A 23,350-nucleotide genomic window follows, 5' to 3' on the forward strand; every position below is an offset into this window, starting at 1 on the left:
GTACAGTTTGGCAGTGTGAATTTACTAAGTTGATTCATTTTGTATCATCTGGCATGATATGCCTCTTATATCATACATTAGGAGTTTTACCATGGCAAAAGCTAAAGCACGTCATATCCTCGTTGATTCTGAGGATACTTGTAACGAACTTAAGGCACGCATTGTTGGCGGAGAAGATTTCGCTGCGATCGCAAAAGAGTACTCTAAGTGCCCATCTGGCCGCCGTGGCGGAGAACTCGGTGAATTCTTCCCGGGTCAAATGGTACCAGAATTTGATACTGTTTGTTTCCACGAAGAAGTAGGCGTTGTGCACGGCCCTGTTCAGACTCAGTTCGGCTACCACCTCGTGGAAGTTACTGAACGTCAGGACTAGCAGCCTAGACTAAAAAAGTAAGTGATACTTGTGTATCACACTGTGCAAGATACTCTTTTTGAGTATCTTGTGAATTTTTGCCCCGTTAGTTGATGCAACAACTAGACGGGGCTTTTTGCTGGGCAAGTTTTAGCAGGCGACAAGTTGAAGGAGGCGTGGGGTAGTGAGCGCTATGTCGTCCATGGTTGACAAGTTTTATGTATCTTGAATCAATTAATAGCAGATCATTCTTTATATAAGTAGGGCGGTCAGAAGCTTTTTATTTTGGAAATGAGTTTTCGCTGTTTTGGAAGGATAGTTCATTGGACGATCTTTCAGAAAGAGTAAGAGAGTCTGTAACGTCATTTGAGGCAGAAAATTTGTTGAAGTTGTTGTTCAGATATCCTTGCTTCTTAATAGCTAAATATCAATTAAATTAAGTATGTTAGTTTTTATTGTGTTTTTCGCAGGGAGAAATTTTTAAATGATTTTGAAGGGATTAGGAAAAAAGTTTTCGAAATATGTTTGACAAGATCTGCAATAAATCCTTAATAAAAATCCACGGCATATGAAATGTCGACATTTTACATCTATACCAAAATGGCAACTTCACGATGGATGCTTGTACTATGTCGGCAAAAAAATCTGTTTTTGAGAGAGTAAGTACTTACGTATAAAGTTTTATTCTCAAACAATATGCCGATGGCTTTGTGTGAACGCTAGAAGCTCGACGTTTTTGTTCCACTGGTATTCGTTAAGACACTGCTACTGATGCAAGCTGCGTGATTTTGGCGAAGTGTACGGCTGGTGCAAGAATTGTTGAATGCTTTGGGTGTGTCACATGCCGCCACAGTATTTCTTATCGATATTAGCGACCATAAAGAAGTTACTATCGTTTGCTGTGTTTTTTCGGAAACCAGTTTTTACCCTTGATGATTTCGATTCAGCTTGCATTGTGGAAGCGGGTATCGAACTCAAAGTTATTTTTACTAAAATTTAACTATCTTTTTTTTAAGAGAAAACATCATGAATCTCGCAAAATTTGCACGTCGTGGCTATGTTTCTTCCCCAACTCCTCTTGAAGCAGCTCCTGCTTTTTCAAAAGCTTTGGGTGGCAAAGTAAATATCTTCATTAAACGTGATGACCTTCTTCCTGGTACCTCCGGTGGTAACAAAACCCGTAAGCTTGACTTCAGCATCGCTGACGCAATCGAAAAGGGTGCAGACACCATCATCACTTGTGGCGCTGTTCAGTCTAACCACTGCCGCCTCACTCTTGCTTGGGCTGTTAAAGAAGGCATGGATTGTCACCTCATTCTCGAAGAACGCGTGAAAGGCAGCTACAAGCCTGAAGCTTCCGGTAACAACTTCCTCTTCAACATCCTTGGTGTTAAGAGCACAACCGTTGTTTCCGGTGGTTCTGACATGATGGGCGAAATGGAAAAACTCGCTGCTACTCTTACTGCACAAGGTAAAAAGCCATACATCGTTCCTGGTGGCGCTTCTAACTCCATCGGCGCACTTGGCTATGTTTCTTGTGCTGAAGAACTCCTTCAGCAGTTCTTCGACATGAAACTCAAAGTTGATCACGTTGTTGTTCCTTCCGGCAGTGCTGGTACCCACGCAGGTATGGCTATTGGTATGTACGCAAACAACTCCGGTATCCCAGTATCCGGTATCAACGTAAGCCGTCCAAAAGACGTTCAGGAAGCACACGTTTACAAGCTTGTTGAAGACACTGTTGCACTTATTGGTGACATCAAGTGTGACGTTCCTAGCTCCGTAATCGAATGCTTTGATTCATATGTTGGACCAGGCTACTCCCTTCCTACTGATTCCATGATCGAAGCTGTTAAATTGCTTGCTCAGACTGAAGGCATCCTTCTTGATCCAGTTTACTCTGGTAAAGCAATGGCTGGCCTCATTGACCTCGTTCGTAAAGGTCATTTCCCAGAAGGTTCCAACGTAGTATTCCTGCACACTGGTGGCTCACCAGCGCTGTACGCATACCTCGATACCTTCAAATAGAAAGTATTGTCTCTTATCGTGCGGAGCTTAAGTGCTCCGCACGTTTTTTTGGTGTTCTCTTGTGATATATTGCACAACCGTGCGGTGGTTAAGTGTATTGGAGGATCTATGGAAAATTTGACAGAAAAGAAGCTTGATCTGTATGGGGGCGTGTGGGGCGGTCTTGTTCCATTAATGGTATTGATTGTAGGGCTTGTTTGGCTTTCTGTAGCTGAACGTGGCGGAACAAAACCTTTTTGGGCGTGTGCGTGGATGGCTCTTGTTGCGGGACTTTTCTTTGCAAAAAACAAACACGAGTATTGTCAGGCGGCAATGCGTGGCATCGGTGATTCCACAGGCATCGTTATCATTACTGCATGGTTGTTTGCTGGCGTGTTCGGCAAGCTCATGGTTGGTGGCGGTCTTGTAAAAGGTCTTCTCTGGCTTGGTATGACTACCGGCGCACAGGGCGGGCTGTTTACACTGGTTGTATTTATTGCAGCAATGCTTTTTGCTCTTGGTACAGGCACAAGCACTGGTACTTGTATCGCACTGACTCCTGTTCTTTACCCAGCAGGTTACTTCTTAGGCGCAGATCCGGCTCTGCTTGCTACTGCAATCCTTTCCGGTGCTGCATTTGGTGACAACCTTGCACCTATTTCTGACACAACAATTGTATCCGCTTACACTCAGGGCGCGACTATGAGTGATGTTGTGCGGAGCCGATTCCCGCTCGCAATAGCTGCTGCTACAATTGCAGGCACTATCTTCCTGGTTTTTGGTGGTGGCGGAACCGTACAGTCCCTTCCACAGGTTCAGGCACAGATGAATCCTACCGGCGCGTTCATGCTCCTCGCCCTTATAGTAGTAGTGGTATCTGCATTGAAAGGACGCCATATTATCGAATCCTTGATCTACGGTAACATTACAGCTGCGATCATCGGCGTTTCAATCGGTAACATGACTTTGGCAGATATTTTCCACGTTCCGGCTGAACGAGGTCTGTCTACAGGTATCATTCAGAATGGTATCAACAGTGTTGTCGGCGCAGCGTTTTTCGCGATTTTGATTCTTGCTGTAACTCAGATTCTTGTTGAAAGCGGCATCATGGAAAACATCTTAGTTTTTGCTGAAAAATTCATGATCGGCACAGTTCGACAGGCAGAGTTATCCATTATCGGCGTAACCATCCTTGCATCTATTCCAATCTCAGCAAACGCACCGGCAGAGCTTCTGGTTGGCCCAAGTCTTGTGAAACCGATTGGTAAACGATTTAAGCTGGCACCTGCTCGAAGAGCTAACTTGATGGACTGTGCTGTATGTACTGTCTTCTTCATTCTGCCGTGGCACATCGTAGTGGCAGGTTGGTATGCAGCAGTTATCTCATCTTCAGAAGCTTTCGGTATTTCAGCACCTCCGATTACCGCTGCTCTTTGTAACCCGTATTCTTGGGCTCTCTTTGCGGTGCTTATGTTCTCTGCCATCACCGGCTGGAACAGAGCATATGAAGAGAACGAAGAGGGCGACGATACAGATATGGATAACGTTCAATCTGTTAGCGAAGCTGCGTAACACACTGCTATTCTGAACATAATCCATAATGAACAAGCGTTTCTATAGTGAACCTGTCGGATGGTTGTTTTATTAGGATTGGTTTGATGTGAGCAGAAGTGGTTCAACGTCCTATAAATATGCAAAATTCGTTGAAGTTTCTGCAAACAAATATTGTCTGTTTCTACCTTGATAAAAAGCTTTTATTGTTAACAAGTTAAGAGTGCCACTTCATTTTCTGAGTGACAAATCTTTGGCATGCATTAGAGCAAGACAAAGAAAGTTCGCAAAATGTATTTGACAAGCTTTGTAAATTCTTTTTAAGACAAAACACGCCGTGTGAAATGTCGACATTTTACATGTCGCAATACGGCACTTAAAATAAACCAGTGAGACTGGAGACAACATGTCTACAAAAAATCCAATATTTACCGAGAAATTGCCTGCTGCTGTAGGTCCTTATTCTCAAGCAATTGAGTCTGACGGCTTTGTATTCGCATCTGGCATGCTGCCGATCGACCCTGCAACCGGTAACATGCGCGAAGGCACAATTACCGACAGAGCACATCAGGCTCTCACAAACATCAAAGCATTAGCCGAAGCTGCTGGCTGCACCCTTGATGACATTGTGAAGACAACTGTATTTCTTACCGACGTTAACGACTCTAAAGACGTTAATGCCGTTTACGCACAGTTCTTTAACGAGCCTTTCCCAGCTCGTAGCGCGTTTCAGGTAGCTGCTCTTCCACTTGGAGCAGATATCGAAATTGAAGTTATTTTCCGTAAAAAAAACTAACTGTCTTTTAAAAGAGAAAAAATTATGAACCTCGCAAAATTTGCTCGTCGTGGCTATGTTTCTTCCGCAACCCCACTCGAAGCTGTTCCTGCTTTTTCAAAAGCACTCGGCGGTAAAGTAAACGTATTTATCAAACGTGATGACCTCCTCCCAGGCACATCCGGTGGTAACAAAACACGTAAGCTTGACTTTAGCATGGCTGATGCTATCGAAAAAGGCGCTGACACTATCATCACTTGTGGTGCTGTTCAGTCTAACCATTGCCGTCTTACCCTCGCTTGGGCTGTTAAAGAAGGCATGGATTGTCACCTTATTCTCGAAGAACGCGTAAAAGGCAGCTACAAACCAGAAGGTTCCGGTAACAACTTCCTCTTCAACATCCTTGGTGTTAAGAGCACAACCGTTGTTTCCGGTGGCTCTGACATGATGGGCGAAATGGAAAAACTCGCTGCAACTCTTACTGCAGAAGGTAAAAAGCCGTACATCATTCCTGGTGGCGCTTCTAACTCCATCGGCGCACTCGGTTACGTTTCTTGCGCTGAAGAACTCCTTCAGCAGTTCTTCGAAATGAAACTCAAAGTTGATCACGTTGTTGTTCCTTCCGGTAGCGCTGGTACCCACGCAGGTATGGCTATTGGTATGTACGCAAATAACTCCGGTATCCCAGTTTCCGGTATCAACGTAAGCCGTCCAAAAGACGTTCAGGAAGCACACGTTTACAAGCTTGTTGAAGAAACTGTAGCACTTATTGGCGACATCAAGTGTGACGTTCCTAGCTCTGTAATCGAATGCTTTGATTCTTATGTTGGACCAGGCTACTCCCTCCCAACAGATTCTATGATCGAAGCTGTTAAATTGCTTGCACAGACAGAAGGTATCCTTCTTGATCCTGTATACTCCGGTAAAGCAATGGCTGGTCTCATCGACCTCGTTCGTAAAGGCCATTTCCCTGAAGGTTCAAACGTAGTATTCTTGCACACTGGTGGCTCACCAGCGCTGTACGCTTACCTCGATACCTTCAAATAGAAAGTATTGTCCCTACGCCGTGCGAAGCTCGTGGACTTCGCACGGCTTTTTGTAAGAAAATAACACCTAGTGAAGGAGAGAAGTATGAGAAATGTTAGAGTGATCATTCTTGCGCTTGTTGCTGTTCTTTTGATTGGCGCAACTTCAGCTTTAGCTGCACCGAAAGTTATTAAACTTGCACACCCGAACGTGCCTCAGCACCCAATGGGCATGGCTTTTGAAAAATTCAAAGAGCTTGTTGAAGAACGTTCAAATGGTAAATACAAAGTTGATATTTACGATAGCTCAAAGTTTGGTAACTTTGACAGCGTAGTACAGGGCTTGCAGCTTAACATGCTGCAGATGGGTTCTGCTGCTACACCGAACCTTGCTCCGTTTTCTGATGAGTTCCTTATCTTTGACCTTCCGTTCCTGTTCCCTTCTTACGAAGCAGCAGACAAAATTACCGATGGTCCTATCGGTATGCACGCTACCAAAGCTCTTGAAGCTTCCGGTATCGTAGGTCTTGGTTACATTGAAATTGGTTTCCGTAACCTTTGGAACAACCAGAAGCCTGTTAGAACCCTTGAAGACGCTAAGAACCTCAAAATTCGTTCTACTCCGTCTAAAGCACACATCGCAACTTTGCGTGCTCTTGGTATGAACCCAACTCCAGTATCTTGGGGTGAAGTTTACACAGCGCTTCAGCAGAAAACTGTTGATGGTATCGATATCGACCTCAACCTCGCTTGGCACAACAACTTCCCAGAAGTTAACAACAACGTAACTATTGTTAACAGCCTTTACAGCCCGCATCTCGTAATGATCTCTAAACGTTTCCTCGACAGCCTCAACGCTGCTGATAAAGAACTGATTCTTACTGCATTTGAAGAATCTAAACTTTACGAACGTAAACTCATTCGTGATGGCGAAAAAGAAATTCTTTCTAAACTCGCTGCTAAAGGCGTTACAGTTGTAAAACTCACTCCTGAAGAACGCGCTCGTTGGGCTGCTGCTTCTGCAGGCGTATACAAAGAGTTTGAAGATCGCATCGGTAAAGAACTTATCGAAAAAGCGAAAGCAACTATAGCTGAATAACAGTACTTAGTTCTGTCGGCCGAATTATTCGGTCGACAGGCTTAAGGAGAGTGCATGTCTTGTAATGGAAAATCGTATCTGGCTCGTTTTGAAGAAATCTTCTCAGCATCCTGCCTCGTTGTGATGACCTTGCTCATCGCAGTACAGGTTTTTTCACGATACGTTCTTGAATATTCTTTCGAATGGTCAGAAGAATTAGCCCGTTATTTATTTATCTGGGCTGTATATGTTGGCTGTAGTTATGCAACCAAAGAAGATAAGCACCTTGAAGTGACTATCTTCCGTACAGTTGCAGGCGGTCGTCTTGCAAAGCCTTTCACATTGATGGCGTATTTGTGCACAGCTGTTTTCTGCTTTGCGTGTACATGGTGGGGCGTGGAAATGGTTCAATTTCTCATGACCACAGGCCAGAAAACTCCTGCATTGGAAATCAAAATGTACTGGGTTTTTCTTAGCCTTCCATTCGGCATGTTCCTTATGGGATTACGTACCGTTGAAAGAATTATTGGCGTAGCAACTGGTAAAATCGATCCAGTTCCTTCAGCAGAAATATAGAGGCCTATCTCATGGAATTTACAATCGTTATTATTTTTGCATCGCTTGCATTCTTTCTGTTACTTAGTGTGCCAATCGGCATTGCTATCGGGCTTTGCGTTGCGGTGGGTATCGTTTTTGGCGATATGCTTCCACCGGCATTCCTTGTTCAAAAGATGATTACTTCTCTTGATGTTTTCCCCCTTATGGCTGTTCCATTCTTTATTATGGCAGGGGAGATTATGCAGAAGGGGAGTATGGCACAGCGGTTACTTAAAGTTTCCCACAGTTTTGTAGGACACGTAACCGGTGGTATGGCTCATATCTCCGTGTTAACAAGCATGTTCTACGGCGCTCTTTCCGGTTCTTCTCCGGCAACTGTTGCTGCTGTTGGCGGCATCATGGTTCCTGCCATGGTTAAAGAAGGCTACAGCCGTAGTTTTGCAGCGGCAGTAAACACATCAGCAGGTTGCCTCGGTGTTATGATTCCACCTAGTGTGCCTCTCATCATTTACGGCACAACCGCTGGCGTATCTGTTGGTGATTTGTTTATTGCAGGCGTTATCCCAGGTATTTTTGTAGGCGTATGTCTCATGGCTTGTAGCTACGTTATTGCTCGCCGTCACGGTTACGGTGGGGGCAAACGTGCTACCTTCATGGAACGTATCACTGCACTGCGTGAAGCTCTTGTTGCTCTTATGGTTCCGCTTATTGTACTTGGCGGCATCTACGGTGGTCTTACTACCCCGACAGAAGCAGGCGTTATCGCTGTTGTGTATGCCTTTATCGCAGAGGGCATTGTCCTTCGTACGCTCAGTTGGCAGAAAGTGTGGGAGATTTTCCGCGGCACTGCCATCACATCTGCATCTATCTTTATTGTAGTAGCAACCGCTACCGCATTGGGTCAGATTCTGTTATTCTACAATGTACCTGACATGCTTGTAGAAATCCTTGTTGGTATTTCCGACAACAAATACGTTCTGATTCCTATCATTCTGGTATTCCTCTTGATTATGGGTACCTTTATGGACGCACTGGCAAACATTCTTATTCTTACTCCGCTTCTTTTGCCAGTTATGAAGCACCTTGGTATGGATCCAATCCACTTTGGTATCGTTATGATTGTAGCAGCTTCAATGGGCTTCCTTACTCCACCGGTTGGTGTAAACCTCTTTGTCGGCTGTAGTATTAGTAATTTGAGCATTGAGCGGCTCAGCGTAGCTGTTCTTCCGTTCTTGTTCACCATGTGTATTGCACTCTTAGCAATCACATTTATTCCGGCTCTGTCTCTGGGACTTCTCTAGTAGACGCCGAACTGCATATGTACGGGGAGGATACTGTCCTCCCCGTTAAAAGAGGACTATGCAAGAATATTCAATATCCACATGCTCCGAAGCCACAGGTTGCTTTGGAATTATGGGACACGCAGGCGCGGGTCACGTCCATAGCCATTCCGGTTTTATTCAGGACGATACCGCAGGGTTTGCTGTTACTGTAACTCTTATGGCGCAAGCCTATTCGGTTAATACAACTGTTAAGACTGTTACAGTAGAAGGCGACTGGTTCACCGTAACCACAGAGGACGGCGGCACAGGCAAGGCACATGCTCGCAGGGGAATTACTCCCTACGAGGCAGAGCTTGCACTCCGCACAGTGGGATCGGATGCCATATTCAACCAGCGGATAGTGCTGGAAGCCTTTGGTCGAATCTACGGGCAGGGCGTAAGCGAAGTGCCGGTAGCACTCCAGACTGCGTTATGCCATGCGGTCATGGATACTTTTCTTGCAAAATATCCAGAAAATTTTGTGTACGAAGATGAAAGCCTCGCAGGAACCTGCGGTGGTTGTCTTGGTACAGTTCTTACCATCGACGGGCATCCTGTTTCTGTTATGGCAACGCTGAATGCCGCAACAGGCGGAACAGGTCCCATTGAAGATGCTGAAGGGAACCTTGCATACGGTGGCAAAGGTGTTGCAATGCAGCGCCTTGGGCTAGACAAGCTGCCAACCATTGTTCTTGAAAGCAAAGCCTATGTACCTGCCGCATGCAGTGAACTGAGTGCGGATGTATTGTGGGTTCGGTATAATGAAGAGGCTGACAACCCTGTTGTGGGTAAAGCCTTATGTTGCGGAGCACATGATGCGAGTGTGGTAACTATGTGCTCCAACACCGCGTATCCACGTGGTGGAACAGAATTGGAAACGATGACTCATCAACTAGGTGAGCGCATCGCAGAGCTAGGAGTTGCGCTTTCTGCCGCGCAGTCTTCTGTCGAGAAGGTTTCTCTTATTGGCGAGCTAGCCGTGCTCGTCAGCCAGGACGCTGGCGGGGTTACTTTTATGAGTTCAGCTCTGAATACGCTTGTCGGTGGTGGAGGGTTGCAGCCCGGCATGGCTGCAGTTCTCTCCATGGCTGTTTCAGGCGTAAATATTAGACGATGGCACATCCCGGCAGTATCCCCGATGGATGTAAGGCAATATCTGCGAATAGTTACCGCAGCAACCCCCCATTTGGTCGCCAACATTGATGAAGCAACGCAGCTAGTGCGGGCGCGGCAAATTTTAATGCCGCCGGACACATTTTAAAAAATGATGTTTTGCGATACAGTTAATGCCTCTTTGTCACATGGGCAGCTTTTGCCCGTTTGCACAATGCGCCAACAGAAGGATTAACTGAGCGTCAATAAAAGATATTTGCCTATGCATTGTATCTTTATTATAAGTACCAAGTCCTTATAATGGGCAAAACCATTTGCATGTTCGTGTCGAAGTTCAGAGAGAAACGTTGTGGGACTTAAGGCGTTTTCGACACAGAGCATAAAATCTCTTAATCAGAGCTTGGTAGAAGGAAAAACATGTCCGCCGTAAAAACTTATAGCGAACAAATAATCGTTCATATTAAAGATGCCATTCTTACCGGGAAATTGCACCCGGGAGATAAGGTTAATGAAGTTGTAGTGGCGACTGAGCTCTCCATTAGCAGGGCACCTGTGCGCGAAGCGTTACAGATGCTTGTTAAAGAAGGGCTTATTACCTCCATTCCCCAGCGTGGTAAGTTTATCACAGCTCTTACTTCGAAGCAGATCCGAGACAGCTATTTTACTGGCGGTGTTTTGGAAGGTGCTGCTGTATCCTCAACCATTTCAAAATTTACAGAAAACGATTTTACGCAGTTACAGAAAGTCGTTGAAGACATGAAAAAAGTTGCTGAGCGTGGAGAGAATGGAACCTCCATGGCTGAACTTGATGACCGTTTTCACGATATTCTGTTCTCTAAAAATACCAATGAGCTTATTGGTGAATTGGCACGTCGTTCTTGTCAGGGCATTTCTAAATTTCTCCTTTTCCGTTACTGGAAAGAACTGTTCACCTTAGATGCCGTATATGAACGCCATAAGACCTTATTAGAGGTACTGCGAACTAAAGATGTTGTTGCCATAGAAAATAATCTCCGAGAACACTACATAGAGTCCGGACGACGCATGGAGCGTTATGGCGTAGATGTTTTGGAGGATGATGAGGCGTAATTCGCCCATACTACTTTCATATTTAGTCACATCTACACAGTATTGTTTGAAAAAATAGACACAGTTGTTTGTGTCGATTAATTTCAGTGTCCACCCGTATGTTCATTACGTGTGATGTGACGTATCAAGCCCCTCTTTTGAGGGGCTTGTTTATTTTGTAATGGTCTTGTTTATTTTACGTTTATTATGTCGTATAACTTGCTAGAATCATATCTACAAAATGGCAGGTGCGATACAAACTTAAGGAGCGACTAGTAATTGATGAACGCGCATAAGCGCAGGAGGTCTGTCAATGTCCAATCTAAAATCATGGAGAAACCAGCAACTGCAGCGGCTGAAACTCGATAGCGATCGAATGTTTAATCAGATTTGTTCTGAGTTCGGATTACCTTCTGTATGCCAGCCGCTGATGGATACAGAATTAAGACTGGTTGAAACTGATGAAGGGTACCGCATCGAGGCAGAGCTTCCCGGTGTGACTGAGGACAATTTAGAGTTAAGTATTGATGGCGCATATATAACTTTACGATGTGCTTTTTCTGAAACGTGTGAGGATGCAGAGTCTGTAGGCTCTTTTGAAACTCAGATGCGTTTACCCTGCAAAGTCAGATTAGAAGATGTGGAAGCCCGTTTGGAAGATGGTCATTTAACCATCTCACTGCCGAGCTGTAATATCCCCGAGAGACGTACAATTCCAATCACCCGCGGCGACAAAAAGGAATAGGAGGCTCACATGGCAGAGATTGTAGAACGCAATTTGGTTCCTATTGATAAGCTGCGGTGGAAGGTTGATCCGGCAACGCTTCCGTTTTCTAAAACCACAGACTTAGAAGAACTTACAGAAATTATTGGCCAACACCGCGGCGTGGAAGCATTCCGCTTTGGTATGGGCATTGACGCGAAAGGGTACAATATTTTTGTAACCGGCGCGGCGGATGTAGGAAAAATGGGTATGGTGCGGCAGTTGCTGGAACTTTCAGCACGCAAGCAATGCACGCCTAACGACCTATGTTACGTGAACAATTTTAAAGTTCCGGAAGAGCCTATTCTGCTTACATTTGAAGCAGGTAAAGGGCAGACATTTAAAAAAGATATTGAAGCCTTTTTAGAAGATATTAAGCGTGAAATTCCACAGCTTTTTGAAAGTCAGGAATACATAAACAGTAAGAACGCTTTATTAGAAGAACACGACAAAAAAACTCGTGATTTCTTTAAGGGTTTGGAAGAACGCGTTAAAGAAGCCGGTTTTGTGCTTGTAAACATGCAGATGGGACAAGTGCAGCGTCCGGATATTGTTCCTGTGGTAGATGGCGAACCTACACACTTGCTCAAGTTGGAAGAGCTTGTGGATAAGGGACGTTTTCCTAAGGAAGAGTATGATGCGCTTCAGAACAAGTACAAAGAACTTAAAGATGAAATTGACACCATCTTTATGGACGTGCGCCGCTTGCAGAAAGATGTGAAGACAAAGAGCGAAGAAGTTGATCGCTTGATGTTTATGAACACTGCCAAGGAGCTTGCTTTAGGGCTTGTTGATGCGTGGAAAGATCACGAAAAAGCAACTAAGCATATTACAGAGATGCTGGAAAACATGTCTGAGCAGCTCGACATCATTAAAATGATCGGTCAGCCGCAGATGGGCCCAATGCCCGGCATGCAGCTTCCTACCATTAATGCAGAGGCAGTTCTGCACCCGTACGGCGTAAACTTGCTGGTTGATAACGCAGAAAGCGACGGCCCGCCGGTTATTGTCGAATCCTTCCCTAACTACCGCAACCTGTTTGGTTCCATTGAACGTGCAATGGACAGATCTGGTCTGTGGCGTACTGACTACCAAAAAATTACTGCTGGCTCTTTCATTAAAGCCAACGGCGGGTTCCTTGTCATCAACCTGCTTGATGCTATCGCAGAGCCGGGTGTCTGGCAGACTCTTAAACGGGCTCTGAAGACTTCCGAACTGGAAATCCAGACTTTTGATCCTTATTCATTCATGGCCTCAACCGGTATTAAGCCGGAATCCATCTCAATGGATGTTAAGGTCGTTGTTCTTGCGACTACCCAGCTGTACCATATGCTTAAACATTATGATCCGGAAGTGGAGATGATCTTTAAAGTACGTGCAGATTTTGATTCAAGCATGGACAATACGAGTGAAGGCGTTAATGAAGTGTGTCGCCTTGTTGCCACCTATGCGGAAAAACGTAAGTTGAAACCGTTCAGCAATAGCGCTGTAGGGGCATTGTTGGAACATAGCGTTCGCAAAAGCGGCAGACAGGAAAAATTGAGCACTTCCTTCCCGGTTCTCGGTGATGTTATGGCAGAAGCTAACTACTTTGCAGAGAATGCTAAGTCCGACATTGTTGATATGGAGCATGTTCAGGAAGCTTTGGAGGCCCGTATCTACCGTGATGGTCTTGTGGAAGAGAAAATTCAAGAAATGATCGACCGCGGCAGTATCTTTATCGATACAGAAGGTGGAGTTGTAGGGCAGATCAACGGCCTTGCTGTGTATTCCACGGGCGATTTTATGTTTGGTAAGCCATCGCGTATTACGTGTACCACCTCTATGGGTAAAGAAGGCATTATCAACATCGAACGCGATGCAAAGATGTCCGGTCCCACTCATAACAAAGGTATGCTCATTTTAAGCGGCTATCTGCGTAAGAACTTTGCACAGGATAAACCGCTCACGCTTGCGGCTTCCATTGCCTTTGAACAGTCTTACGGTGGTGTCGACGGTGATTCAGCATCCTCGACAGAACTCTATGCGTTACTATCCAGCTTGTCAGAAGTGCCAATTAAACAGTCTATCGCTGTTACAGGTTCTGTAAACCAGAATGGTGAAGTACAACCGATCGGCGGCGCGAATGAAAAGATTGAGGGCTTCTATACTGTTTGTAAGGCAAAAGGGCTTACTGGTGATCAGGGTGTAATGATTCCTGAGGCTAACGTAAAAGACCTTATGCTGAAACAGGAAGTGGTAGACGCCGTGACAGAAGGCAAGTTCTCTATCTGGGCAGTTAATGATGTTCATCAAGGTATTGAGATTTTGACCGGAATGCCGGCAGGCGAGCGTGATGCTGACGGCGTATATCCTAAGGACTCAGTATACGGCCGTGTAGATGAACGACTTATCTCCCTTGCTGAAGGTCTTCGTGACTTTGGTAAAGGCAATAAGGATAGTGAAAACAACGACGATTAGTTTTGCTCCTGAAATAGGGGCTGTTTCAACATGCATAGCTGTATGACTGGTTCTCTTTGTGACTGATGGTGCTGTTAGTGAAGAGTAACAAATCTTGTCGTGGAGCTATGGATTGCGAAACAGCCCTAGAAAAAAGATGTCATGTGAATTTGAACATGACATCTTTTTTATGTGCCATTTTTTGCACATTTCGTCGTTCTAATGCCATGAATACGGGATTTTTTGAAATTACTTGCCGAAAAAATAATACTGGTTGAATAGACAATGCATTTTTTTGTTTTGCAAAGAGTCTGGCAGTTGTGCAAGTAGAGAAACGATAGACCATATTTTAAGCGTTACTTACTAACCGGATGAATTCGGGCAAATCAAACGGAGCGAGTGAGTCATGGGCAACAATGGCAAAGTTGTTGAGGCGATTGATCGTGTAGAAATTGTATTAACTAAAGCATGCGGGGAACGGATAGAGGTTAATGTAGACCAGGATGGCTTGCTTTACATTGACGTTGAATCTGACAAGCGATGCACATTAAACTATGCAGAAGCATGGAAAGAGATTCCGAGAGATCAAAAAGAGTGTCTTAAAAAGATGCTTGAAGGATTAGTTCAGAATCTCGATAAGCTCGTAGAGCAATAGAAAGGGCACTGTTGTGCATTGTCTGAACGTTCTATTTCTACCTATGCGGTAGAAAATCAGGGCGTCAGACATCGGCGAAAGGCTCGGTTGCATGATGCTTAGTCTCTCCATTTCTATTTATACATCTATGCATTCCATGAGCTTTTGCGTGTCGATATACGGCACAAAATTGTCTTATCTGCATACAGATTTCGGGTTTAAAAAAAGAGCCGCCTAAGTAATTAGACGGCTCTTTTTTTATGGATTGTTACTGATCGGGTATTTTTATGAGCTTATCTCGATGGGGTGAAGAGTCATCCCATACACATCCGTACATATGATTTCCCAGTTCCCTATCCTGATATTCTGCGTTCTTTAAATCATTGAATGGGCGCAGAGTGCAGGTCGGACAAAACGAATCAGGATATGGGCATGAAACACAGAGCGGAAGGTAGTTGCTACACCTCTTTCGTGACTTTGTTGTAATACCGATTGTGCAAGTGCCTCTATGATATACACAACAGTTACAATCGTTGTTGCTTGAACGTGCCATTATTCCTCCGAGAACAAATTGCCACTTATTAAAGTAGCAGGTGTATACGAATTCTCAAGGTGAAAAATAAGAATATATATTTGCTCAAAAGGCTCACAGTCTAATTGAATAGGAACGTTGGAAAAATTTATTGTTGATTAAAATAGTCTGAAAAATTCATTAGTTGTTAGAAACCCTCCGGTAGGGTATAGAGAGTAATGAAGTTACTTAGCCGACTGATATTGTCGGAATTAGTAATGCGTATATATATTTTTTTTATAGGGTATTATCATAAGGAGTTTGCTATGCGACTATTGACCAATAGCAGATATGGCACGAGATTATTGCTCGATATTGCCACCCATAGTCAGGAAAAACCGGTTCTCATGAAGGAATCATCTGCCCGTCTTGGTATTTCCCAGAAGTACTTAGAAAAAATTGCCAGACAATTACGTGCTGGCGGGTATTTGAAAACTCGACGCGGTCCTAGTGGTGGGCACAGGATGGCGGTTGATCCGGCAACTATTACTGTTGGTGAAGTTGTTAGGTTGTTAGAAGGGGGAACCGACATAGTAGGTTGTGGACAGGATGCGGCAACATGTTGCGATGCGCCGGGCTGTCTTACAAGACTGTTGTGGAAAGAGGCGAGTGGTGCCATGTATTCTCATTTAGACAAATTTACCTTTGCTGAGCTTGTAAGCTATTCAGAAAAAGGCGTTAAATTTGGTGACTACTGCGTGCGTACTGTACAAAATGCAGCTACTGCTCCAATGGACGAAGAGCAAAAACGGCTCAATTTACTACGTGAATACTCACTGACTGGCCTTGAGGATTCGTTCTAGCTCGTAAGGTCAAATCCTACAGTGCACTTTCTTTCTAAATTTAGATTTTTAAAAAAATTTAAATGGTTAGAAAGAAGGGGGGCTTGGGTAGCGCTCGAAGGGGAGCTGCTGCTTAGTGTGCATTGTACAAATTGCCTATGCAAAGTGTATCGTTAACAAACTGATCTTTGTAATGTTCCTGTAGTATATTTCATTTTGTGTGTACCGCCTTACAGGGGGTTGAGCATGTATTTCTGGCTTTCCCGTTTTCGCAATTCGTTGGCTGTTAGAGTTCTTCTGCTTACCGCGGTAGTACTTATTCTTTGTCTTGGACTGCATTCATGGGGAACCATGCATTTTCTTAATAAGGACAACGCTTCAAAGCTTTCTATTGAGGCAGACAGACTTAGTAAGACTATATTGCTTTCCGCCCGTTATGCCATGATGGCAAATTCACGTAGTGAGATAGATCAGATTGTCTCTGATATCGCAAAACATCCGGATATCACCTCTGTTAGGATTTATGACAAACAAGGTGTTATCCGGTTTTCTAATGTTCAGAAGGAGGTAGGAACGCAAGTTGCTATGGATACTCCTGCCTGTTCAGCTTGTCATGTCACTGTTCCGCCAAAGTCTGCGCTTACGCTTGAAGAACGTACCAGAACTTTTGTTGTGGACGATACTGAGCTGCTTGGAACCATTACCCCGATTATGAATGAACCAAGCTGTTCGGTTGCTCCGTGTCATGCGCACAGTACCGATCATACAGTTCTGGGTGAGCTGGAACTTATTCTACAAACAGGGCAGGCTGCTATTGGGCTTGCCGCTGTGCAGAAAAAGCTTCTCGGTCTTACCGGACTTATCTACATCCTGTCTGTATCGCTTCTCGTTTTTGGGTTGCGGCGGTATATCACGACTCCAATCAAACAGATTATTAATTCTACGAAACGCATAAGCGAAGGTAAGCCTTCGGGGCTGGAAGAACTCCCGCGTACGGATGAGCTTGGATATCTTGTGGATGCCGTTGTTGCGATGGAGCAGGCGGTCGCGAAAAAGCAAGCCGAACTGGATAAAAAGCGTCAGGAGTACCAGTATCTGTTTGAACAGGTTCCGTGCAGTATTACTGTTCAGGACAAAGACATGCGTATTCTTAAGTACAATAAAGAGTTTGCGGAGCGTTTCAGCCCACAGCCTGGTGCATTTTGTTACGAGGCGTACAAGGGGTTGTCAGAGAAGTGCCCTAATTGCCCGTTGGATAAAACCTTCCAGACGGGGCTTCCGTATTGCTCAGAAGAAAGCCGTACTAATCCAGACGGAAGCAAAGCCCATTGGCTTGTGCATGTTACCCCTGTGTTTGGTGAAAATGGTGAAGTTGTCGCAGCCATGGAAATGGGAATAGATATTTCTGCCCGTAAGCGTGTAGAAGAACGGCTGCTTACTTCCGAAGCAAAGTACCACGCAATTTTCAACCATATCCCTAATGCGGTTTTTGTTCTGGATGTGGAAGAGCACGTTATTCTTGATTGCAACGACATGGCAGAACACAGCTACGGTTTTGAACCGGGCGAAATGCATAATACGTCATTTATTCACCTGTTCCCGACAGAAGAGCAGGATAAAGCCAAATCATACATTAAAGCATTTACTGCGTTGAACCGTGTGCGTCAGAAGCGCAAAGACGCCAGCACCTTCTATGTCGATTTTAGACTTTCTCCAGCTGTCTATAATGATCGCAATGTGCTTCTTGTTTCCGCAACTGACGTAACAGATCGTCTTGAAACTGAGCAGAAACTCATTCAGGCCGGTAAAATGGCAACGCTGGGTGAAATGGCAACCGGAGTGGCGCACGAACTCAATCAGCCCTTAACCGTTATTAAGGCGGCGAGTGGGTTCATTATGCGTAAGATTAAACGATCACAGCCAATTGATCCGGACATTTTGAGCACAATGGCGGAAGAGATAGATTCGCACGTAGATAGAGCTAGTCAGATCATAGATCACATGCGCGCATTCGGTAGACAATCTGATCACACGCTCGAGCGGGTCAATGTGAATACCGTCATAGACAGTTCAGTGAATATGTTCATATCGCAGCTAACGCTTCGCGGTATTTCTGTTACTAGAAATTTCAAAGAAAATTTACCTGAAATTCTAGGTGTCGCAAATCGCCTTGAGCAAGTTTTTATCAACCTATTGCTTAATGCTCGCGATGCTATTGAAGAGGCCGAAGCTGAGGGGAAAACCGAAGTGAAAAATATTACTCTTCGAACATATTCGACACCTAGAGCAGTCGTTGCGGTGGTGGAAGATTCAGGTGCCGGTGTACCCGCAGGATTGAGTGACAAAATTTTCGAACCGTTCTTTACAACCAAAAAAGTTGGTAAAGGAACTGGGCTTGGTTTGTCCATTACGTATGGTCTGATAAAAGATTTTGGCGGCACTATCCGTGTCAGGAACAAAAAAGAGGGTAACGGCGCGCAGTTTACACTTACATTCCCTCGTAGCAGCAGTCGACGTGTGTAGTCTGTAGGTCGCTGTTATTAATTGTAATACGGAGTGCTCATAATCTTTGGTATGAAATAGGTTCGTTAAAGGAACTAGCTTGCTCGCTGGTATGCACATTCTTTAATTGATCGTTATGTTTTGTCTTAAAATACGGCTGGACACAGTCGAATTACTATTCAAAAAATTACTACTCGCACAATCGCGGTCAAGGGGGCGTCCCCCTTGCGGGTGCAGGGCAGAGCCCTTGCCTCTCAGAGAGCCGCCGGAGGCAAATACAGATGAACATAGCATCTAGGTCATCAGTACTGTTGGTAGACGACGAAAAGGGCATCACAGTTGTCCTTGGCGCGTATATTACAGACTTAGGGTACGTGGTCGATACAGCACACAGCGGCGAAGAGGCCATTGAGAAACTTCAGGAGAAATCCTACGAGGTGGTCGTTTCAGACGTGCGTATGCCCGGTATGGACGGTGTTGCGTTACTGAAAGAAATTAAAAAACAGTGGCCGGAGACTGCGGTGATTATTACCACAGGCCATGCAGATGTTTCTATTGCTGTAGACTGTTTGCGCCTTGGCGCGACTGACTTCATCACTAAACCGGTGAATGTAGAAGTTTTGGAGTTTGCGTTGCGGCGGTCTGTGGAGCGTGTAGTGATGCGCAGGCAGCTTGTTGATCACACCATGCATTTAGAGTCTCTAGTTGAACAAAGAACTCGTGAGCTTGTGCGTGCTGAACGCTTTGCCGTAATGGGTGAAACTGTCGCGGGACTGGCTCATGCGATTAAGAATATTGCAGGCGGACTTGAGGGCGCGTTGTTCGTGTTGGAGAAGGGGCTTGAGCTTGATCGTAAGGACTACTTAGAACAGGGCTGGGGTATGGTTAAGCGTGATGTGACACGGGTTCGGGATTTGACCATGAACTTGTTACAACTCTCGCGTCCATTGTCGCTGCGTCCTAAGACTATCGACCCTGGCGCACCTATGTGTGAGATTGCAGAATTGCTTACAGCAAGGATGCACGAAGCAGGTGGTAAGATTATCCATGCCTGTATGCCTCAGACTTCCGCTCTGTTGGACGAACAGGCCGTACATACATGTTTGATGAACCTTGCGACAAACGCGGTGGAGGCGGTCGAAGAGGCGATTCAATCGGGTCGTCGAGAATTTGGTGACGGAAAGGTAATGCTTCATACTGAATGCGACGCCTTGCATGTTCGATATCTTGTAGAAGATAACGGGCGTGGTCTTTCATCAGAGCTGTTTGAGCAACTCGAGGAAGGACTCGTTACTACAAAAGATCGAGGTTCAGGCTTTGGTCTTATGGCAACCCGTAAAGCTGTACGCGAAATGGGCGGCGAACTTATTCTGGAACACGGCATTGAGGGCGGCGTGCGCGCCGTTATCCTTTTGCCATATGTAGCTGGAGAATAGCTTCGCGTTGTAGGGAGTATGTTTCAAGTATGAAATAGCCCTGTGTAGCGGCTGCAAGATTGTAAACAGTAAAAGAGTGGAGAAGTATCTTCACTCTTTTTTTATTCAAAATATATCCGGCGGGATTTAGTCTACATCTATGGACGGAACGCCGCAGGCAGAAAAGAATTCATATATTGGCGTATAGAATTCAGGCAGGCGTGTTTGATCTTGTTGGTCACCGTGAGGAATGCATATGACCATTCCCTGCCGTGCTCTTGTAAGTAGTACACGGTAGGCATTCAGAAGATACCTGCGCCGAACAACGTCATTAATATTCTGCCATTTGGTGCCTCGGAACGTTTTATACTCCCATCCCTCGTGAGCTATTCGCAGACTGGGGTCCCACGCAACGCACGTCCAGTCCAGTTCTAATCCTTGAATATCAAATTCTGTCGCTACATCTTCAAGAAACATGGAAGACCGCACGTCGCTTGATTCGTTCAAAAACCAGTTTTTAGGGTCAATTTTCGCTTTAATATGTATGCCCTCAGGTTTTAAGCGAAGTGCGCCAGAATATGCCGTTATGCCATATTGTTCGCCACCTCTTGCATGAGTTCGCAGCCATTCTTTTGCTTGCTGTAAGCTTCTCGTTAAAACTATCGGGTATGTTTTTTGGACGGTTGAGAATAAATCTGTGGCTTTTTGCTTGTCGAGGTTTAGCACACTGCCGATGAATTCTGATAACAGCTCTGACCGGAATGAACGAAGGGAGACAGCAAGGTGCAGTTCCTCTTTTACTGTAAGCTGGTAGGAGCCTAATGAGCCGTAGATCTCTTCACCGTTTGTGTATTCTTTTTCGGAAAGTGAGCCGGATGCGTAAACATCCCAATGGGGATACTTTGCACTAATAGCCGAGAACCATTCCGGTAGTCCGGCTTCACCAGTGTTAATTTCCTGCCCGCCGCCAATTAGGCAAACGATTGTCGCCCAATTTTGATGGCGATCCAAGACACTAATAAGAAATTCAGGTTCAGACATTGTAAAGTTTGCAATGCCCTTTTTCCTCGCCATAAAAGAAGACGCTTGTTCAGCTGTCCATGCGCGCTGAGCTTCGTCAAAGATGGTAACCTTCTCTATGGGGGCTATGTCGCTTTGCAGGTTGTCGTCTCTAAAATGGTGAATGTTTTGTATGAAAGTTTTCACCTTGGAGAGAGCCTGTTTTTTTGTGATTCCAGATTTTGTGGCTTTGCTTTCGTCAACTTCATTTCTGGCTAAGGCTTCTTGTAAGACTTCAACCAGCGGACCGTTGCCTGACAAAAAGACCGCATGTTCACCCTTGTCTGTATTGTGGCGTTCGTTTGCCAGTGTTAATCCGGCCAGCGTTTTTCCTGCTCCGGGTACACCGGTAATAAAGCAAATTGATTTACGAGAATGTTTTTTTGAGTACTCGATTATTTCAGAAACTGCGGCTGACGTTTTTTCAAGGTTAATAGCGCCTGAGTCTGATCGAGATATCTCCTTAACGCTATGCCCTTTGTACAGAGCTTGCGCTGCTTCGATAATGGTTGGTGTGGGTTTGTAGATAGAGTTACACCATGCGACCGGATTAATCGGATTAATCGGATCGACCGGATCAATCGGGTCAATTTGTTTAAGAGACTCGATATGTCCAATGTGCCCAAGATGAATACTAGAATCGTTTTGGGTAGTGCAAAGTGTGTGTTGGTTATCGCTAATGGTTAAGATGCAAGCAGCAACATTCGACTTGTTGGCTTTTACTGGAAAGCACACCTTATCGGCATAGTTGCCGAGTGCCATTTCAATTGATGCGCTTTCAGTTGCGATAACCATCGGAACAATTGGTACATTATGACTTTTCTCATGGAAATTTTTTAGATCTAGTGCATAATCCAACGCTTGAACTAACGCATGCTGCGTATGCTTTTTTTCGCCAACTTTAAATTCTAATACGAAAACAACTCCAGAATGTATTATGACAACATCTACGCGTTTTCCCATGCGTGGAATTGCGTACTCAAAAGCGACAAAGCTGTCTGGTAGAGTAAGTAATTGACTTTGTAAAATTTCAATCTGCGAGATCCATGCGTTTCTTTGTAAGTCTTCAAGTGAAAACGGATGGCTCCTTGTGAGTGAACCTAAAATAGAATCTGGATCAGCAGCTAAGAATTCGCTTTGTGTAGCAGAGTAGTAAGCGCGTTGCATTATCAATATCCGATGGCTGTCATGTGAGGTGAATGGTGCTTTTCTGTATGTTCGTAGCAAGTTAAGATTTTTTATCAGCGGAGCCCGCGGGCAACAAGTAATTGTTTCAAAGATTACTTTGATACTCATCATAAGTCGTAGGTGAAATGTATTAATGCTCTGATTGATTTGTGATGTCTGTACGATAGGTTGCATGAAGAATGTCACTGGTGATGATGTTTGCCAGTTGAAGTCATGTTCACAGTGTAACGTACGGATTGATTTATGAAGAAAGTCTTAGTTGTACACGGTAGTCCACGGAAGCAGGGGAATAGTCATGCGGTTGTTGATGCTCTTTGTGAGGGTTTCAATGAGAATGTAGACATTACAACCTATGAATTGTCGCGTCTTGATACAAAAGGGTGTCTTGCTTGTTTTGCGTGTAAGGGAAAGGCGGAGCGATGCGTTATAAATGATGGGCTCAGTGGGGTTTTGGACGCAGTGCACGAGACAGACGTACTGGTGCTCGCTGCCCCTGTGTATTTTGGGGATGTTTGCTCTCAGATGAAAACGTTTATTGACCGCCTGTATCATTTGTTTTTGCCAAATTTTCATGATGCTACACCTAATGATGGTGACAATACTGGTAATGTTCGTGTGAGCCGTCTGCGTGAGGGCGTGAAGCTCATCTTCATAACAACACAGGGAAGTATCGATCCTGCATTGTTTGCCGATATTAATCCACGATACGAACGATTCTTCAGATGGCTTGGCTTTGATGAAGTGTACAATATTAGAGGAGTGGGTGAGCCTGCTCGCCATGCTGGGCATCAAATGGATAAAGCCTTTGCGCAAGCTAGAGTGTTGGCTTCCGATGTCGTTGCTTAGTTGAGTTTGCTTGAAACAAATTTTTGATTGTTAAACATATGGCTTCCTTTACTAGGAGGTAGTTGTTGGGGAAGAGCGGTGCAGGGGTGTGCCGCTCTTTTTTGTTGGCGTATCCATATTGATGACAGAGAGTGGTGTTTCAAAAGGTTGAATTAAGAAAAACTTTAGTTATTTTGTGAAAATATTAAGAAAATCATAAAAAAGCATTTTTCAAAAACTCTTAGGTGAATGCGGAGTTCTTCAGTCTGTGTTATGTAAGTGCCTGCTTTCTTATGTGTTTGTCCTTATAAAAGTGAACAATT

18 protein-coding genes are annotated in these 23,350 nt (G+C 44.7%); 17 read left to right on the top strand and 1 reads right to left on the bottom strand.

What is annotated here, in order from left to right; genetic code table 11:
- The first annotated feature begins 91 nt into the window (after nucleotides 1-91).
- The 16 genes from ACZ5V1_RS05255 (at nucleotide 92) to ACZ5V1_RS05330 (ending at nucleotide 19,976) form a co-directional block, all read left to right on the top strand.
- On the top strand, nucleotides 92-373 hold the full coding sequence (locus ACZ5V1_RS05255; protein WP_160713544.1) for a peptidylprolyl isomerase: 282 nt from the start codon (nucleotides 92-94) through the stop codon (nucleotides 371-373).
- Nucleotides 374-1,378: 1,005 nt separating this feature from the next.
- Nucleotides 1,379-2,380, top strand: a complete 1,002-nt coding sequence (cuyA, locus tag ACZ5V1_RS05260; RefSeq protein WP_464390946.1) for a D-cysteate sulfo-lyase — start codon at nucleotides 1,379-1,381, stop codon at nucleotides 2,378-2,380.
- A 108-nt stretch (nucleotides 2,381-2,488) separates the two neighbouring features.
- Nucleotides 2,489-3,931, top strand: coding sequence for a Na+/H+ antiporter NhaC family protein (locus ACZ5V1_RS05265; RefSeq protein ID WP_464390947.1), 1,443 nt, complete (start codon nucleotides 2,489-2,491; stop codon nucleotides 3,929-3,931).
- Between the two features lie 385 nt (nucleotides 3,932-4,316).
- Nucleotides 4,317-4,706 (top strand): RidA family protein, encoded by a 390-nt coding sequence (locus tag ACZ5V1_RS05270; RefSeq protein WP_160713560.1) that lies wholly within the window; start codon nucleotides 4,317-4,319, stop codon nucleotides 4,704-4,706.
- Nucleotides 4,707-4,730: 24 nt separating this feature from the next.
- Entirely contained in the window at nucleotides 4,731-5,732 is a 1,002-nt protein-coding gene (gene cuyA, locus ACZ5V1_RS05275) for a D-cysteate sulfo-lyase (RefSeq protein WP_464390948.1), read from the top strand.
- 84 nt (nucleotides 5,733-5,816) lie between these two features.
- On the top strand, nucleotides 5,817-6,809 hold the full coding sequence (locus tag ACZ5V1_RS05280) for a TRAP transporter substrate-binding protein (RefSeq protein WP_464390949.1): 993 nt from the start codon (nucleotides 5,817-5,819) through the stop codon (nucleotides 6,807-6,809).
- A gap of 54 nt (nucleotides 6,810-6,863) precedes the next feature.
- Nucleotides 6,864-7,364: a TRAP transporter small permease gene (locus ACZ5V1_RS05285; RefSeq protein ID WP_464390950.1), complete on the top strand. Its 501-nt coding sequence runs from the start codon at nucleotides 6,864-6,866 to the stop codon at nucleotides 7,362-7,364.
- An 11-nt stretch (nucleotides 7,365-7,375) separates the two neighbouring features.
- A complete protein-coding gene (locus ACZ5V1_RS05290) occupies nucleotides 7,376-8,647 on the top strand; it encodes a TRAP transporter large permease (RefSeq protein WP_464390951.1) in 1,272 nt (423 codons plus the stop codon).
- A gap of 58 nt (nucleotides 8,648-8,705) precedes the next feature.
- The gene (locus ACZ5V1_RS05295; RefSeq protein ID WP_464390952.1) at nucleotides 8,706-9,929 is read left to right on the top strand and encodes a hypothetical protein; all 1,224 of its coding nucleotides are present in this window, start codon (nucleotides 8,706-8,708) and stop codon (nucleotides 9,927-9,929) included.
- Nucleotides 9,930-10,198: 269 nt separating this feature from the next.
- A complete protein-coding gene (locus ACZ5V1_RS05300; RefSeq protein WP_464390953.1) occupies nucleotides 10,199-10,870 on the top strand; it encodes a GntR family transcriptional regulator in 672 nt (223 codons plus the stop codon).
- Between the two features lie 292 nt (nucleotides 10,871-11,162).
- Nucleotides 11,163-11,594: an Hsp20/alpha crystallin family protein gene (locus ACZ5V1_RS05305; protein WP_464390954.1), complete on the top strand. Its 432-nt coding sequence runs from the start codon at nucleotides 11,163-11,165 to the stop codon at nucleotides 11,592-11,594.
- A gap of 9 nt (nucleotides 11,595-11,603) precedes the next feature.
- Nucleotides 11,604-14,072 (top strand): Lon protease family protein, encoded by a 2,469-nt coding sequence (locus tag ACZ5V1_RS05310; protein WP_464390955.1) that lies wholly within the window; start codon nucleotides 11,604-11,606, stop codon nucleotides 14,070-14,072.
- 385 nt (nucleotides 14,073-14,457) lie between these two features.
- Nucleotides 14,458-14,706, top strand: coding sequence for a hypothetical protein (locus tag ACZ5V1_RS05315; protein ID WP_464390956.1), 249 nt, complete (start codon nucleotides 14,458-14,460; stop codon nucleotides 14,704-14,706).
- Nucleotides 14,707-15,522: 816 nt separating this feature from the next.
- Nucleotides 15,523-16,059 (top strand): RrF2 family transcriptional regulator, encoded by a 537-nt coding sequence (locus ACZ5V1_RS05320; protein WP_160713580.1) that lies wholly within the window; start codon nucleotides 15,523-15,525, stop codon nucleotides 16,057-16,059.
- 225 nt (nucleotides 16,060-16,284) lie between these two features.
- On the top strand, nucleotides 16,285-18,561 hold the full coding sequence (locus ACZ5V1_RS05325) for a PAS domain S-box protein (RefSeq protein WP_464390957.1): 2,277 nt from the start codon (nucleotides 16,285-16,287) through the stop codon (nucleotides 18,559-18,561).
- Nucleotides 18,562-18,821: 260 nt separating this feature from the next.
- Nucleotides 18,822-19,976: a response regulator gene (locus ACZ5V1_RS05330; RefSeq protein WP_464390958.1), complete on the top strand. Its 1,155-nt coding sequence runs from the start codon at nucleotides 18,822-18,824 to the stop codon at nucleotides 19,974-19,976.
- Nucleotides 19,977-20,102: 126 nt separating this feature from the next.
- On the opposite strand, the gene ACZ5V1_RS05335 is transcribed toward ACZ5V1_RS05330, so the two are convergent.
- Nucleotides 20,103-22,181 (bottom strand): DUF2075 domain-containing protein, encoded by a 2,079-nt coding sequence (locus ACZ5V1_RS05335; RefSeq protein WP_464390959.1) that lies wholly within the window; start codon nucleotides 22,179-22,181, stop codon nucleotides 20,103-20,105.
- A gap of 264 nt (nucleotides 22,182-22,445) precedes the next feature.
- Here ACZ5V1_RS05335 and ACZ5V1_RS05340 point away from each other — a divergent pair, with 264 nt between their 5' ends.
- Nucleotides 22,446-23,048: a flavodoxin family protein gene (locus ACZ5V1_RS05340; RefSeq protein ID WP_464390960.1), complete on the top strand. Its 603-nt coding sequence runs from the start codon at nucleotides 22,446-22,448 to the stop codon at nucleotides 23,046-23,048.
- The last annotated feature ends 302 nt before the right edge of the window (nucleotides 23,049-23,350 follow it).

This window comes from Halodesulfovibrio oceani subsp. galateae (assembly GCF_055397225.1).